The following is a 15,768-nucleotide window of genomic DNA, read 5'->3' as shown; positions in this document are numbered from 1 at the left end:
AAAACCCTAAATAGCCCCAACATTCAAATACACACACAAAGAGGTGGCCTCAACAAGCCGCCTTTTTTGTTACTTGGAGATACGATGAGCAATGTAGCTCAACAGGTAAGAGAACTCATAGAACCGTCGATTACGTCGATGGGGTTCAACCTCGTGCAGGTAAAACTCAACGATGGTAAGCATCGCTTACTGCAAATTATGGCCGAGCGCCCGGATGGTTCCATGACGCTGGATGATTGCGAAAAAATCAGCCGCCAGATTTCTGCGATACTTGATGTGGAAGACATTATCGACAGCGCATACCGCCTCGAAGTCGGCTCACCCGGTATTGACCGCCCGCTTGTCTCGCTCAAGGATTTTGAAAATTACAAAGGCCATAGCGCAAAGTTGGAGACCATTCTGCCAATCCATGGCCGCAAACGTTTTACTGGCACGATTAAAGCCATCGAAGGTGAGAACGTGGTTCTTGCTGTTGATAAAGAAGAATTCGTTATTCCGCACCGCGATGTTCAAGCAGCAAAGCTGGTGCTGACCGATGCATTGATTAAAGCCCACCAAAAGAAAACCGCCTAAAGGAGAAGAACAATGGCTGCACCACAAGTAATTCACGGCTCAACCGAGATGCTGCAAATCGCAGATGCAGTAGCGCGTGAAAAGAACATTGACCGCGACACCGTGCTGGAAGCAATGGAGAACGCGATTCAAATCGCAGGCCGTAAAAAATATGGTCAAGAGCACGACATCCGCGCTGAGATTGACCGCAAGACAGGTGCTATCACCTTGTTCCGCGTCATCACGATTGTTGAGGCAATCGAGAACCCAGAAGACGAAGCGAAGTTTTACACGGTCGCACAAGGCCAGAAAAAATTCCCTGGCTGCAAAGTCGGTGACGAGTTCCGTGACGAACTACCACCCATCGACTTCGGTCGCGTTGCGGCACAGACTGCGAAGCAAGTGATCGTACAGAAAGTGCGTGATGCTGAGCGTGAGCGTCAGTTCGACGAATTCAAAGACCGCATTGGCGAAATCGTCAATGGTACGGTGAAGCGTGTAGAATATGGCAACGTAACAGTAGATTTCGGCCGTACCGAGGCTGTGATTCGCCGCGATGAATTGATCCCAAGAGAGACCTTCCGCAAGGACGATCGCATCCGCGCCTACATTCATGACGTGCGTCGTGAGAAGACGGGTGCTCAGGTATTCCTGTCGCGTACCCGCCCTGAATTCCTCGCGAAACTCTTCATGCAAGAAGTGCCAGAAATTTACGATGGCGTAATTGAAATTAAAGCGGTTGCTCGTGACCCTGGTTCACGCGCTAAAATCGCCGTCATGTCGCATGACCCAAGCGTAAACCCCGTGCTTTCATGCGTGGGTGTGCGTGGTTCACGCGTACAGGCAGTGGTTTCGGAACTGCAAGGTGAGAAAATCGACATCGTGGAATATGCGGAAGATCCTGCGACCTTCGTGGTGAACGCGCTTTCTTCGGCAGAAGTAAGCAAAGTCGTGATCGACGAAGACTCAAACCGTATCGAAGTAGTCGTTCCAGACGATCAGCTTTCGCTGGCAATTGGTCGCCGTGGTCAAAACGTGCGCTTGGCTGCGCAGCTCACTGGCTGGAACATCGATATTCTGACCGAAGAAGCCGAGTCAGACCGTCGTACGCAAGAGTTCAACCGCCTCAGCGCGCTCTTCATTGAAGCACTGAACGTGGAAGAAGTGATTGCACACTTGCTTGTGACCGAAGGCTTTAGCTCGGTAGAAGAAGTTGCCTTCGTTCCGGTGGAACAGCTTGCCGACATCGAAGGTTTCGATGAAGCAGTGGCCGCAGAACTTCGCAATCGTGCTAATGATTATCTCGACACCAAACGCGCTGAGACCGAGAAAAAGCTCAAGTCGCTGGGTGTAGAAGAAGCATTGATGAAGCACGAAGGCCTCAGCCTCGATATCGTTGAGAAATTGGCAGATAATGGCGTAAAAACCATGGACGATTTCGCAGGCCTCGCAACCGACGAATTCATGGAAATCATTCCAAAATCAGGCCTCAGCATGGACGAGATCAGCGCGATGATTATGAAAGCGCGTGAATCTTGGTTCGCTGCATAACCATGCGGAGGAACGCAACATGGCAACGGAGGTTGAACGTCAGTGCATCGTAACGCGGCAGGTGAAACCTGTCTGCGAAATGATACGCTTTGTCGTCGGCCCTGAAGATCGCTTAGTGCCTGATGTTGCTGGAAAATTACCAGGCCGTGGATTGTGGCTGACCGCCTCGAAGCTGTCACTAGCGGAAGCGATTGCCAAACGTTCCTTCGGCAAAGCTGCCAAGCAAACCGTTGAAATACCAGACGGCCTGCAAGAGCTGATTGAGCGGCTATTGCAGCAGCGCCTGCGTGATGCGCTATCGATGGCACGTAAAGCAGGGCAGCTACTGAGTGGCCACGACAAGGTCATGGAAGCCCTTGCTAAGGGCGAAGTAGCGGCGCTCTTGCACGCTTCCGACGCAAGTGAAGACGGCATCCGAAAAATGAAAGCAGGTGACATTCCCTCTTACCGGAGTTTATCGCGCGCCTTACTTTCAGAAGTGACGGGGAAAGAGAATGCGGTGCACGTGGCTGTATTGAACGGCTCGGCTGGTGCATTTTTTATCGCAGAATTGCGCCGTTTCGCTTTATTTATGGAAGAAACTGGTTTATAGCACAACGCCTTAACAGAAAAGAACGACTGAACATGACCGACGATACCACCTCTAAAAAAGACGCACTGAAACTTTCAGCGCCTAATACGCTGTCGCTTACCAAGACGATGGAGGCGGGGAAGGTTAAGCAGAATTTTCAGCGTGGCCGCAGCAAGACGGTAACAGTTGAAGTCAAAAAAACCCGTACCTTTGCTCGTGGCAATGAAGGCGGCGCACCAATGGTTGAGGTGCAAAAGGGCGCTTCGGACGCGAGCAAGCAGCGTGTATTGAATCAAGCCGAGCGCGAAGCGCGCCTGCGTGCCCTCCAGCAAGCGGATAAACAAGACGATGCCTTGGCATACCAAGCCATTAATCCCGTTCGTTCGTTTGACGATGTTGAAGACGAAATTCTGGAATCCACCTCCACGGCGACTACGCCAATGGATGATGTGGCAGCGCGCAATTTAGAGAAACTGAAAAATGCGCCTTCCAACTCACGCCCAGCGCGCCCAGATTTGCCAGGTGCATTAAAGCGCCCAATGAATCCAGCGCGTGTCGCGGCTGATGAAGAAAATGAACGTGCGGCGGCAGCTAAGAAAAAGCGACTCAGCACCGAGCCAGACAATGAATATAAACGTGGCGGTAAAATGACCATTTCCCAAGCCTTGGGTATGGACGACGGTACCATGCGCGTACGTTCGCTTTCTGCGGTGAAGCGCCAGCGCGCCAAGGTCGCGAAAAAAGCAAACGTCATTCCTTCTTCGCAGCAAGAGAAAATCGCCCGTGAAGTAATCATTCCAGAAGCAATCACCGTTCAAGAGCTCGCTAACCGTATGGCCGAGCGTGCCGTAGACGTGATTAAAGAACTCATGAAATTGGGCACTATTGCCACCCCCCAACAAGCGATTGATGCAGATACCGCAGAATTGATTGTGGGTGTGTTTGGCCACAAATTCAAACGCGTGAGCGAATCAGACGTTGAGGAACATCTCAGCCAAGACGAAGACGCAAATGAGGCGCTGGCGCCACGTTCACCCGTCGTGACGATTATGGGTCACGTTGACCATGGTAAAACCTCACTGCTCGACGCGCTCCGTCAGACGGACGTGGTATCGGGCGAGGCGGGCGGTATTACCCAGCATATCGGTGCCTACCAAGTGCAAGTGCCAAGCGGCGATAAAATTACCTTCCTTGATACACCTGGTCACGAAGCCTTCACCGCGATGCGTGCGCGCGGCGCAAAAGTTACGGATATCGTGGTACTCGTCGTTGCGGCGGATGATGGTATCATGCCTCAAACCATCGAGGCGATTAACCACGCAAAAGCAGCAAAAGTGCCAATTATCGTGGCCATCAACAAAATCGACAAGCCAGGTGCTGACGTTAACCGTGTAAAAACGGCTCTCATGCAGCACGAGTTGGTGCCAGAAGATTTCGGTGGTGACGTGATGTGCGTCGAAGTTTCTGCGAAAGCAAAAACCAACCTCGATAAATTGCTCGAATCTATTCTGCTGCAAGCAGAGGTGATGGAACTTAAAGCTAACCCAGAGCGTCGTGCGACAGGCTCGGTCGTTGAAGCGAAGATCGACAAAGGTCGCGGTGTGGTGGCAACCATTCTCGTGCAACGTGGTACACTGCGTAAAGGTGATATCGTGGTTGCAGGCGCTGCCTATGGCCGCGTGCGCGCTATGCACAATGACAAAGGCCAAGACATTGAGGAAGCACCACCAAGCTTGCCAGTGGAAATCCTCGGCCTCGACCAAGCGCCAGACGCGGGGGATGAATTCTCGGTTGCTGAAAGTGAAAAAGCAGCACGTGATATTGTGGAATATCGTCGTGAGAAAGAGAAAAAGCGTATCGCTGTATCGACCGCTAAATCGCTCGACCAGCTATTTGCCGCCGCAGGCGAAAATGCAGTGAAAGAACTCAATGTTATCGTCAAGTCAGACGTGCATGGTTCCGCAGAAGCCATTGTTGGCTCACTTGCAAAATTCGATGGCGACGAAGTGAAAGTGCGCATCGCCCATATGGGTGTTGGTGCAGTGACAGAGTCGGACGTGATTTTGGCTCAAACCACGGGCGCAATCATCATCGGCTTCAACGTCCGCGCGATGCCGAAGGCGAAAGAACTCGCGGCCGCACAGAAAATCGATATTCGTTACTACTCGATCATCTATAACCTTATTGACGATATCAAAGCCGCGCTTTCTGGCTTGCTCAGCCCAGAGCTGCGCGAAAGCTTCATTGGCTACGCAGAAATTCGCGAAGTCTTCAACATTACCAAATACGGTAAAGTTGCTGGCTGTATGATTACCGACGGCCTCGTGAAACGTGGCGCGAAAGTACGCTTGCTGCGTGATAACGTGGTGATTCACGAAGGCACGCTCAAAACACTCAAGCGCTTCAAGGACGAAGTGAAAGAAGTGAAGTCTGGCTTCGAGTGCGGTATGGCGTTCGAGAATTACGAAGATATCCGCCAAGGCGACATGATTGAGTGCTTCGAAGTGCAATCGATTGCGCGCTCGGTGGAAGCAAAAGAAACGGCAAACGCCTAGGGGGCTCGCATGGGGGAAAGTAAACCGCCATCACAGCGCCAGCTTCGTGTTGGTGAAGAGATCCGAGCTGCACTCGCGCAAATCTTCATGTTCGGTGAAACCCACGTGCCAGAGCTAGATGGCGGTTCCATCACCGTTTCCGAAGTGCGCATTTCGCCTGACCTCAAAAACGCTACCGTGTTCGTGATGCCGCTTGCGGGCAGCAACAAAGAAAAAATCATGGAAGCGCTGAAAGAAAACGTAAATCGCATTCGCTATCTCATGAACCAGAAAGTCGTGCTGCGCTTTTCACCGAAGATTTTCTTCAAGCTCGATACTTCCTTCGAAGTGGCAAACCGTATCAACACGCTACTGCAATCCGACCGCGTGCGCCAAGACGTCACTAAAGATGATAAATAATGGGTTTTATTATCACATTTTTGTTGCTGATAGTCGCCGCCCTTATTCTCAAAAAAATTGCGATTGCCAATAATCTAAATAAGTGGGCTGCATATTTTTTCTATCCATTATTATCTGCCATAATATTATTCCCGATATCTAGATTAATGTATCATACTTGTGGTTTTGTAAGTGATTGTGACGCAGTTTTTTCGATGGCAGTTTTGGCTATTATATTTGCGCCATTCACTACCTTAGTAGCAATCGCGATATTGTATGTCGAAAATCGAAATATTAATAGATAGATGCATTGTTAGTGGGCGCCAAAAATAACATCACTGGCTGGCTGAATCTCTATAAGCCCATTGGCATGACATCCGCGCAGGCTGTCAACAAAGTGAAGTGGCTCACTAAAGCAAAAAAACTCGGCCATGCGGGAACGCTCGACCCGCTTGCGACGGGCATTTTGCCCATCGCCTTTGGTGAGGGCACGAAATGCATCAACTTGCTGATGGACGCGAAGAAGACCTATCGTTTCCGTGTGATGTTTGGCGAACGCCGCAGTACCGACGATGCAGAAGGCGAAGTCGTCGCCACCAGCAACCACATTCCAACCGAGGCGGATATTCGAAATATACTGCCCAAGTTCACGGGTGAGATTCTCCAAACCCCACCCATCTATTCCGCCATTAAGGTGGACGGCGAGCGCGCCTATGATTTAGCGCGGGCAGGGGAAGATGTGGCGCTGAACGCTCGTCCAATAACTGTTCATTCTATTGATTTTAAAGGATTTACCAAGCCTAATGAGGCCGAATTTGAGGCACTGGTGGGCAAGGGCACTTATATACGCTCCTTGGGGCGTGATATTGCCCAAGCGCTTGGTTCTGAAGGATATATCAGCCTGTTGCACCGCGCATCGGTAGGGCCATTCCATGAAGCACAGGCGATTTCACTGGATTTTTTGGAAAACTCTGCGCATATGGGCGCCACCTTTGAGGGGGCTACCCCTGATTGGTTGCTGCCCACCCGCGCCGCGCTGGTCGACATCCCGGCCGTGACGATAGGTGACAGTGAATGGCAACGGCTTCGCCATGGACATGTGCTTGAACGTCCGCACCCGCCAACCCCTTTAATGGGGCTTCTCTATAAGGAAGAACTGGTGGCACTCGCGGAAAGTGACGGCACGGTCATTAAAACGAAGCGGTTGCTGAATATTTTTTAAACCCGATGTCGTATGGAGAAGTCTCATGAGTATCACTGCTGAACGCAAAGTTGCAGTCGTTAAAGAATACGCTACCACCAAGGGTGACACTGGTTCACCAGAAGTTCAGGTGGCATTGCTCACCGAACGTATCAATAACCTGACCGAACACTTCAAAGGCCACGCGAAAGATCACCACTCGCGCCGTGGTTTGTTGATGTTGGTTAGCCGTCGTCGTTCATTGCTTGAGTATCTCAAGAAGAAAGACAACGCACGTTACAACGCATTGATCAGCAAACTCGGTCTGCGTAAGTAACACGATAAGAATACGTCTTGCCCGCGCTTCATGTACCGCGCGGGCAGGGCGGCTGTAAACGGTACATGAACAGGCTTCCCGCCTGAGGCACTGCGGAATAGATCGTTTTTATTTGCGGAATGAGGTGTACGGCATAGGGCTGGCACGGCGGCAGAGGGGAAGAAAGAAAGGAATGAACGAAATGTTCAACGTTACTAAAAAATCTATTGAATGGGGTGGTCGCACCCTGACTCTCGAAACTGGCCGTATCGCCCGTCAAGCTGATGGTGCTGTCATGGTCACTTATGGCGAAACCATGGTACTTGTTGCTGTGACCGCCGCAAAAGCTCCCAAGCCCGATATCGACTTTTTCCCACTCACGGTGAACTACACCGAGAAAACCTATTCGGCAGGTAAAATTCCAGGTGGCTTCTTTAAGCGCGAAGGCCGCCCAACTGAAAAAGAAACCCTTACGTCACGTCTGATCGACCGCCCAATCCGCCCAATGTTCGCGGAAGGCTTCTATAACGAAGTGCAAGTCGTTGCGACCGTGATGTCACACGATATTGAGAATGATCCAGATATCGCGGCGATGGTTGGTACCTCAGCAGCGCTTGCTATTTCTGGCGTACCATTCTTGGGCCCAATCGCTGGCGCACGCGTTGGTATGATTGATGGTCAGTTCGTATTGAACCCAACCAAGACCCAACTGGCTACCAGTTCGCTTGATCTAGTGATGGCTGGCACCAAGACCTCGGTACTGATGGTTGAATCAGAAGCACAAGAACTACCTGAAGAGAAGATGTTGGAAGCTGTTATGTTTGGTCACAAACATTGCCAACCCATCATTGAGCTCATCATTGCGTTCGCAGAAGAAGCAGCGAAAGAGCCATGGGACTTCAAAAAAGCAGAACAACCTGCAGAACTCGTTTCTGGCATTAAAGAAGTGGCGGAAGCTGGCTTGCGTGCTGCTTACAAAAAGACCGTGAAGCAAGAGCGCGTCGCAGCGATTGATGAAGTGAAGAAAGCGGTGAAAGAAAAGTTCGTGAACGAGACCACCAGCGAGAAAGTAGTTGGCGGCCTCCTCAAGAAGCTCGAGCAAGACATTGTTCGTACCGCAATCGTGAAAGAGAAAAGCCGTATCGATGGCCGTGGCCTTGCGGATATCCGTAAGATTGACTGCCAAGTTGGCATTTTGCCACGCACGCACGGTTCTGCACTGTTCACGCGCGGTGAAACCCAAGCCCTCGTGGTATTGACCCTCGGCACGTCGCAAGACGAGCAGATGATCGACGCCGTAGACGGCACGTACGATGAGCGTTTCATGCTGCATTACAACTTCCCACCATATTCGGTTGGTGAAGCAACGATGCTGCGTGCGCCTGGCCGTCGTGAAATCGGTCACGGTAAACTGGCATGGCGTGCGGTTCGCCCACTCATTCCAAGCAAAGAGCAGTTCCCATACACCCTGCGTATCGTTTCGGAGATTACCGAGTCGAACGGTTCATCATCGATGGCAACCGTGTGCGGTAGCTCACTCGCGATGATGGATGGTGGCGTGCCACTGTCGCGTCCGATTGCGGGTATCGCAATGGGCTTGATTCTTGAAGGCAAAGAATTCGCAGTTCTCTCTGACATCTTGGGCGATGAAGATCACCTCGGTGACATGGATTTCAAAGTGGCGGGTACTGAGCGCGGCGTAACCTCGTTGCAGATGGATATTAAAGTCCAAGGCATCACCGAGGAGATCATGAAGGTAGCACTGACCCAAGCGAAACAGGGTCGTACGCATATCTTGGGTGAAATGGGCAAGGCATTGACGGCGCCACGCACTGAAATGTCTTCACGTGCACCACGCATCACCACCATCAAGATTAGCAAAGACAAAATCCGTGAAGTGATTGGCTCAGGCGGTAAAGTGATTCGCGAAATCACTGAAACCACTGGCGCAAAAATCGACATTGCAGATGATGGTACCATCAACATCTTCGCAACGACTGGCGAATCTGGCAAAGCAGCGCTGGAATGGATTCAGTTCATCGTAGCGGAAGCTGAAGTGGGCAAAATCTACGATGGTAAAGTGGTACGCATCGTTGACTTTGGTGCATTCGTGAATTTCATCGGCGGTCAAGACGGTCTCGTGCACGTAAGCGAGATGGCTGACCATCGTGTTGAAAAAGTAAGCGATGTTGTTTCAGAAGGCCAAAGCGTGAAAGTGAAAGTACTGGATATCGATGAGCGCGGCAAAGTTCGCCTCTCGATGAAAGTAGTGGATCAGACAACGGGCGAAGACATGTCGGATCAGTACGAAATGTCAGGCAAGACCATGCGTCGCAAGAAGCAAGGCGGCGAATAGTCTTTACGTTAGACGAAACAAAAGGGGTGCTGAAATTTCAGCACCCCTTTTTTTTATGACTTTATGCCAGATTAAATGATTACTAAGGGCAGCCAGGTCCTGATGATGTCGTCATGCGTGACCCAGACGGTAATGCTATGCCGACTTCCTCTCCATCAATATTTGCAGTGAACCCGATAGCGCCTTCAGCAGTAAGGTTTGAGGACAGTTGCTGAGATTCTGTGTTGCAAGGCGTCAAAAAAGTAAGGTCCACGGGTGCATCTGTGGTAATACGGAATGATCCGTCTGCATTCACAGTGACTTCAACGTTGGTCAGAACTCTTTCTGCGGTTTCTTGGTTCAAAGGTGTTTTTTCGGCGCTCATATGCTTCTCCTCAATTGAATGTTGAAGAAAATATAAACTAAGAATGTGACAGTCTGATGACAAAACAAACAAAAAGGGCGCTCATTGAGCGCCCTTTCATCTCTAGAAGTAGAGAAGAAGTTATTTCTTCTTCTTAGCTACTTTCTTTTTCGACTTAACTACTTTCGAAGCCGATTTTTTAGCTACGGTTTTCTTTTTCGCAGCAGGCTTCTTCTTTGCAGTGGTCTTCTTAGCAGCTTTTTTCTTAACAGCCATGGTAATCTCCATAAAAAAGTTAACAACAACTCCTCTATACGCGTGAGGTGGTTAAAATTCTATGAACGAAATGCAGTTAGAACATTTTGCGTATGATTTTTTTGCATGTGTCTTTTGATTCGTTGCAACGATGCAACATAGATGTTGATGTGCGATGCATCACAAACAACAATCACTAGTATGTGCTGTCACACAATCTTCACAAAACGTGAAGCGCGCATTTGATATAATCTACGGATGTCGGATCCATCAGCAAACATAAAGTTCAAAGGCAATATCGAGATTACGCGAGCGCATGCGCCTGGAATATATGATGCTGTCACTGAGCTGTGCAAAAAAGCTGGCGTAGAAATGCCCAAGATATTCTTGCTTGATGGTAGTGGCACAGGGAATGCGTATCACCAATTTACAATGAATCATATTGCTGCTGCTTCAGAGCCGGCTCGAAAGCACTTATTGTTGGGGTGAGGCTTTCTAGAGATTATGGGGCACCATAATCTTGAAGCACTAGAAGTAAGTGATGAGATCAAGGCGGTCATCGCTCATGAAATTGGCCACTTCAAATCACAAGATACAAAGCTGCACCGAATTCTTCCTATGCGCATGTCTCCGCAAATCGGAATATTGGCAGGCTTCGCTGGCGTAGTGCTTTACGATCTGATCGATCGCCATATGAAAGAGAAAAGTAAAGAGAATCTAACGCCCGAACAAATGAAGAGCGAACAAGCCGCAGAAATGGATCGGCTGACAAAACCAGAAGAAGATGATTCCCCCGTCATGGAATCGATTGGCACGGTCGCAAAATATGTAGCGGGCGGGTTGCTTGGTGGTGCCATTGGTGTTGGCGCGTTTGCTTTAATGCATCGCCGTGTAGAATTTCGCGCAGACCGAATCAGCGCCGAGTTGATGGGGGATGGTAAGCCGCTAGCGCGGGCATTGAAAATGTATGCAAGCGGCATGCAACAAAGGGTGACCCCAGAAGTGAGAGAAGCAGCGCAGGCGCAAGATTGGTTTACCAAACTGCTGTCACAATTTACGCACCCGAAATTGCATAAGCGTATCGAAAAACTGGAATCATGGTCGCGTTAGGCGGATTGCTTTTTCAATAACTCAGCAATCAAGAATGCAAGCTCAAGCGACTGCGACGCGTTAAGGCGTGGATCGCAATGCGTATGGTAGCGATTCGACAAATCCAGTTCGCTAATGGCTTGCGCACCACCTAAACATTCCGTGACGTCTTGACCCGTCATTTCAAAATGCACACCCGAACCATGTGTGCCTTCGCCCGCATGAATTGCGAAGAACTTACGCACTTCACCTAAGATATCGGTGAACTTGCGTGTTTTGTAACCGTTGGGTGATTTGATGGTGTTGCCATGCATGGGGTCACACGACCAAACCACATTGCGGCCTTCTTCTTTCAATGCGCGCACGAGCGGCGGAAGTTTTTCTTCGACCTTGCCAGTGCCCATGCGTGAAATCAGCGTGAGGCGACCAGACTCGTTATTCGGATTAAGCGTGTCGCACACTTTCAACAAATCATCGCGCGTCATGCTTGGGCCGACTTTGCAGCCAATAGGGTTAGCAACACCGCGCAGGAATTCCACATGCGCCTCGTTTGGGTCGCGGGTGCGATCACCAATCCAAAGCATGTGCGCGGAGCCAACATAATGCTCGCCCGTGTCTTTATCACGACGGGTGAGGCCGGCCTCATAGCCAAGCAGCAGTGCTTCATGTGACGTATAGAAACGCGCCTCGGAAAGTTCTTCGCTCGTATCGAGTTGCAAACCCGTTGCGGTAATAAAGTCGAGACAGTCATTGATGCGCTGCACAACGTCTGCGAAGTGGCGACCTTGCGGCGAACCCGAAACGAAGTCCGCATTCCATTTTGACACTCTGTTCAACGCCGCGTAACCCGAACGCGCCAGCGAGCGCAGGAAGTTCAGCGTCGCCGCCGATTGATAATAGACTTGCAATAAGCGATCTGGGTCAGCCACGCGCTGCGCTGCGTCAAACTCCATGCCATTGACCATGTCGCCACGGTAGCTTGGCAAGTCTTGCCCGTTTTTGCTTTCGATACCTTCCGAGCGCGGCTTGGAGAACTGGCCCGCAATGCGCCCCACTTTAATAACGGGTGAACCCGCGCCATACATCAGCGCGATGGTCATTTGAATCAGCACTCGGAAGAAGTTGTTGAGATTCTTCTCCGAAAACTCGGCGAACGACTCGGCGCAATCACCGCCTTGCAGCAAGAAGGCACGACCATCGACCGCGAAGGCGAGTTCTTTCTTCAAACGACGAATTTCCTCCAGCGAGACAAGCGGCGGCACCGTCATGAGCTGCTTCTCGACCCGCGCCAGCGCATCCGCGTCCTTATAGTCGGGCTGCTGCTTGATAGGCTTGGCTCTCCAGCTATCAATGCTCCAATCAGGGGCTTGGCTGGCTTTTTCGGCGATGTTCGTCACTTTACTCATATAATTCCTTGCGCCCTAGGCCTCATTCGCCTAGGAAATGTGCGGTATATGTAAGGATAAGAAGGGTTTATGTCTAGGCATAGTTTTCATAGAATTAGCCTTTTTCGTTCGAGTCACAAAAAGTCCAGTGATAGGAGTAAAGCGACGCGGTGTAGTGATTCATACACCCTAGCTTTACGACGCCGCAATGGGCTTTTTGTGCCGAACCCTTTAGGGCAGCGAATATTTGACCTTTTGCGTTGTCGCGTCCTTTGCGCGTATGCTAAGGCTATGCGTCGCAGTCCGCTCCTAGCAGAAGGTCAAATATTGAGCTGTGAAACAAGGATAATTCTATGAATTCTATGCCCTCAATTGATGCAGAACATACGATAGCTTTCATGGGTGTGGAAGGGGCCAATGCCGATTTGGCCTGCCGCCAGAACTACCCCTATATGCAAACCATGGCCCTGAATTCCTTCGAGGAAGCCTTCGCAGCAGTCGAGGAAGGCAAGGCGAAATACGCCATGATCCCGATTGAAAACAGCCAGGCGGGTAGGGTGGCCGAAATTCATAATATCCTGCCGCGCACCAATCTGCACATCGTGGCCGAGCATATCCAGAAGGTGCAGCACCATCTTTATGGGGTGAAGGGCGCGAAGGCCGAAAACGTGACGGATGTTTACAGTCACCACCAAGGGCTGCTTCAGTGCCGCAAATATATTACGACACATAAACTCAAAACCCATATCCATGATAATACTGCAACGGCGGCAAAAGATGTGGGTGTGTGGGGCGACAAAACCAAAGCCGCTATTTGTTCGGAGCTGGCGGGCGGTCTTTACGGCCTCGACAAATTGGCCGAGAATATCCACGACGCCGAAGATAACGAGACGTTGTTCGTCGTAATGGCGAAAGAACCCGTGGACCCCAACCCCGAAGACGGCATGGTGCTCACCAGTTTATTTTTCACCCTGCGCAACATTCCTGCGGCGCTCTATAAAAGCCTCGGTGGTTTTGCCACCAACCACGTGAACATGATTAAACTCGAAAGCTACATTCGCGGTAGCGGCCTGCGCGAAACCGCGCAATTCTTCATGACGTTCGAGGGGCACCCAAGCCAAAAGCATGTGCAACTCGCTATCGAAGAACTCGGCTTCTTCACCCATAAGGTGAATGTGCTCGGCGTGTACCCTGCGGACAAAGAGCGTTATAGGTAGTTATTTTTCTCCAACTACAACAAAATATGTTGGAGTTTCTAGTTTTGCGAATAGTCGTATCCGAACGACTATTAAATCAGGACGATTGGTATGTTCTGAGTAAAAAGACACTTCATGCATAGATTGTTGTGGTGCTTCTGCTTTCGTCAAGTCGCCTACATACAATTTTGATTTTGTTGTATCTTGATTGGTTATAATTTTCTTTAAGAATGGCTTAAATCCATTCAATCCAAGTTCTGCACATGCAAAGCAATGAGCAATTTTACTTAATAGAAGTGAAAACTCGTGTGTTTGGAATTTAGCTTCAGGCATAACGGCAGCAATTTTAAACCTATCCACTACCCCTTGTAGGTATCGGTTCATGTCGCGTTCAAAAAAAGCTCCGCGAATCCAAAATTTTTTAGTTGCTGAGTCAAGCCTACCTTCTTGAGGCAAGTCAGACAAAACTAAAGGTAAATCATAATGAGGAAATAAAACCAAAAAAGGATAAGATTCCCTCTCAATCGGGATATAACTCCAATCTGATTCAGATGTAAGTTTGACTTTTAGAGGTAGTGTTTCTGGGCGCTCTTGAGGACGGCGCGTAGGCATATCGTAATACATTCTCAACGGACCGAGAATTATTCTCTGACATGTTCTTTCAAAAGAGGTGGTAATTTTTGCACAAGATTTGCAACTGGCATCAGGTATTTTCCAAGTGCCTCCAATGCCATAGGGTATTATATGCTCATCGGTAAGATTTAGCGTTGAATCGCAGTAAATACACAATCCAACTTTAGGATAAGTTTTTGGTGTGAGAGGCGGCAGAATGGATGAAAGATTAATCATCGACACATATTAGGTATAGGCGAATTCCTTGCAAGGGTTTAGCCATCAACAATAAACTTACTTCCCCTCAAACAACTTTAAATATTCCCCATAGCCCTGAAGCGCTAATTGGGCCTTAGGCACAAAGCGCAGGGAAGCGCTGTTGATGCAATAGCGGTGGCCGCCTTTTTCTTTTGGCCCGTCATTGAACACATGGCCAAGGTGAGAGTCGCTTGCTGCTGAGCGCACTTCCACACGTTCCATACCATGACTGCCATCGATTTTCTTGGCGATGATGCTTTCATCAATCGGCTTACTGAAGCTTGGCCAGCCCGTGCCGCTATCGAACTTATCGGTGCTGCTGAAGAGTGGCTTGCCTGTGTAGATATCGACGTAAATGCCTTCCTCTTTATTGTCCCAATATTCGTTCTGGAACGGGCGCTCGGTGCCATTCTCTTTGGTCACGTAATGCTGCATATCGGTGACGTTGGGCGTGTCTTTGGCATTGGCGCTCATGGCGGCTCCTATAACGAGGGTGCAAATAACGGCGGAAATACGGATAATCTGGTTCATGTCCATATATTCGTAGGTGGGTTGAATTGGGTTACAATTCAAGGGCTGGCCTCGGGAAACGTCATAAAATTGTCATACAAAACAAGGTGGTAGGCCTTTATAATAATTCCACAAACGAAAGGTGTTTTTATGGCCGATACTGAAAATGATGAAGGCGCAAGCCCACGTAACTTCGCAGCAGAAATGGATGCAGCCGAAACGCACAAAAAATGGGAATTTATGCAAGCGCTAAAAGAAGCGTGTATCGAGAAATGGCGCCCGATGCTGGACAAAATCCTCGAGGAATCCGCAACTAAGGGCGCGACGGGTATTACCAGCTATCACGATATTTTGAGCGTCTCACTCGCCCATGGTGGCGGTGAGGACGATATTCCCGAATATCACCAGTGCTATGTGCGCATCAGAGTGCCGAAGGGAATCAGAAACCAGCCAGAAATCACCGAGAATGTGGTGAGCATGATGAATGAGGGCGTCGTTAATATCGATCACGCGGCGATTCCCCACACCAATTCGGATGGCAGCAAAGATGTGCGTATCTGCGTGCAGGCGGGCAAATTAGGACTTATGGGTGACGAGGTCAGGGAACGCTTCGGCTGCGAACTGCCCGATTTGCGTGCTACCGGAATTTCCAAAGCCTAAT

At 49.8% G+C, this 15,768-nt stretch carries 16 protein-coding genes; 12 read left to right on the top strand and 4 right to left on the bottom strand.

Annotation, left to right across the window (positions count from 1 at the left end; all coding sequences use genetic code 11):
• Positions 1 to 84: 84 nt before the first annotated feature.
• From rimP to pnp, 8 genes are all read left to right on the top strand, one after another.
• The gene (gene rimP, locus J0M34_02955; GenBank protein ID MBN8543202.1) at positions 85 to 573 is read left to right on the top strand and encodes a ribosome maturation factor RimP; all 489 of its coding nucleotides are present in this window, start codon (positions 85 to 87) and stop codon (positions 571 to 573) included.
• A 12-nt stretch (positions 574 to 585) separates the two neighbouring features.
• Positions 586 to 2,103, top strand: coding sequence for a transcription termination/antitermination protein NusA (gene nusA, locus J0M34_02950; GenBank protein MBN8543201.1), 1,518 nt, complete (start codon positions 586 to 588; stop codon positions 2,101 to 2,103).
• A 19-nt stretch (positions 2,104 to 2,122) separates the two neighbouring features.
• Complete coding sequence (locus J0M34_02945) at positions 2,123 to 2,695, top strand: RNA-binding protein (GenBank protein ID MBN8543200.1); 573 nt, start codon at positions 2,123 to 2,125, stop codon at positions 2,693 to 2,695.
• Positions 2,696 to 2,727: 32 nt separating this feature from the next.
• Positions 2,728 to 5,229, top strand: a complete 2,502-nt coding sequence (gene infB / locus J0M34_02940; GenBank protein MBN8543199.1) for a translation initiation factor IF-2 — start codon at positions 2,728 to 2,730, stop codon at positions 5,227 to 5,229.
• Positions 5,230 to 5,238: 9 nt separating this feature from the next.
• Positions 5,239 to 5,628 carry a 30S ribosome-binding factor RbfA gene (rbfA, locus tag J0M34_02935; GenBank protein MBN8543198.1) on the top strand — a complete coding sequence of 130 codons (390 nt, stop codon included), beginning with the start codon at positions 5,239 to 5,241 and terminating at the stop codon, positions 5,626 to 5,628.
• 349 nt (positions 5,629 to 5,977) lie between these two features.
• The gene (gene truB / locus J0M34_02930) at positions 5,978 to 6,829 is read left to right on the top strand and encodes a tRNA pseudouridine(55) synthase TruB (GenBank protein MBN8543197.1); all 852 of its coding nucleotides are present in this window, start codon (positions 5,978 to 5,980) and stop codon (positions 6,827 to 6,829) included.
• A gap of 25 nt (positions 6,830 to 6,854) precedes the next feature.
• Entirely contained in the window at positions 6,855 to 7,124 is a 270-nt protein-coding gene (gene rpsO / locus J0M34_02925; GenBank protein MBN8543196.1) for a 30S ribosomal protein S15, read from the top strand.
• A 181-nt stretch (positions 7,125 to 7,305) separates the two neighbouring features.
• The gene (gene pnp / locus J0M34_02920; protein MBN8543195.1) at positions 7,306 to 9,459 is read left to right on the top strand and encodes a polyribonucleotide nucleotidyltransferase; all 2,154 of its coding nucleotides are present in this window, start codon (positions 7,306 to 7,308) and stop codon (positions 9,457 to 9,459) included.
• 82 nt (positions 9,460 to 9,541) lie between these two features.
• Here pnp and J0M34_02915 read toward each other — a convergent pair whose 3' ends face one another.
• Positions 9,542 to 9,823, bottom strand: coding sequence for a hypothetical protein (locus J0M34_02915; protein MBN8543194.1), 282 nt, complete (start codon positions 9,821 to 9,823; stop codon positions 9,542 to 9,544).
• 492 nt (positions 9,824 to 10,315) lie between these two features.
• On the opposite strand from J0M34_02915, the gene J0M34_02910 reads away from it, so the two are divergent.
• Together J0M34_02910 and J0M34_02905 are read left to right on the top strand one after the other, a co-directional pair.
• Positions 10,316 to 10,546, top strand: coding sequence for a hypothetical protein (locus tag J0M34_02910; GenBank protein ID MBN8543193.1), 231 nt, complete (start codon positions 10,316 to 10,318; stop codon positions 10,544 to 10,546).
• Positions 10,547 to 10,561: 15 nt separating this feature from the next.
• Positions 10,562 to 11,167 carry a M48 family metalloprotease gene (locus J0M34_02905; GenBank protein ID MBN8543192.1) on the top strand — a complete coding sequence of 202 codons (606 nt, stop codon included), beginning with the start codon at positions 10,562 to 10,564 and terminating at the stop codon, positions 11,165 to 11,167.
• Here J0M34_02905 and J0M34_02900 read toward each other — a convergent pair.
• Positions 11,164 to 12,552 carry a 3-deoxy-7-phosphoheptulonate synthase class II gene (locus J0M34_02900; GenBank protein ID MBN8543191.1) on the bottom strand — a complete coding sequence of 463 codons (1,389 nt, stop codon included), beginning with the start codon at positions 12,550 to 12,552 and terminating at the stop codon, positions 11,164 to 11,166. The two genes, J0M34_02905 and J0M34_02900, sit on opposite strands and share 4 nt — an antisense overlap.
• 332 nt (positions 12,553 to 12,884) lie before the next feature.
• Between J0M34_02900 and J0M34_02895 the strand changes: the two genes are divergently transcribed.
• Positions 12,885 to 13,748, top strand: a complete 864-nt coding sequence (locus J0M34_02895; protein ID MBN8543190.1) for a prephenate dehydratase — start codon at positions 12,885 to 12,887, stop codon at positions 13,746 to 13,748.
• Here the strand turns inward: J0M34_02895 and J0M34_02890 are convergent, their stop codons facing one another.
• Both J0M34_02890 and msrB read right to left on the bottom strand, forming a co-directional pair.
• Complete coding sequence (locus J0M34_02890; GenBank protein ID MBN8543189.1) at positions 13,749 to 14,576, bottom strand: hypothetical protein; 828 nt, start codon at positions 14,574 to 14,576, stop codon at positions 13,749 to 13,751. It lies immediately after the preceding gene.
• Between the two features lie 57 nt (positions 14,577 to 14,633).
• On the bottom strand, positions 14,634 to 15,071 hold the full coding sequence (msrB, locus tag J0M34_02885; GenBank protein MBN8543188.1) for a peptide-methionine (R)-S-oxide reductase MsrB: 438 nt from the start codon (positions 15,069 to 15,071) through the stop codon (positions 14,634 to 14,636).
• Positions 15,072 to 15,257: 186 nt separating this feature from the next.
• On the opposite strand from msrB, the gene J0M34_02880 reads away from it, so the two are divergent.
• A complete protein-coding gene (locus J0M34_02880; GenBank protein MBN8543187.1) occupies positions 15,258 to 15,767 on the top strand; it encodes a hypothetical protein in 510 nt (169 codons plus the stop codon).
• Position 15,768 lies beyond the last annotated feature (1 nt).

This window comes from Alphaproteobacteria bacterium (assembly GCA_017302575.1).
GTDB lineage: Bacteria > Pseudomonadota > Alphaproteobacteria > Rickettsiales > UBA3002 > JAFLDD01.
Note: the sequence above shows the minus strand (reverse complement) of the source record. Positions and strands in the feature narration are given on the sequence as shown.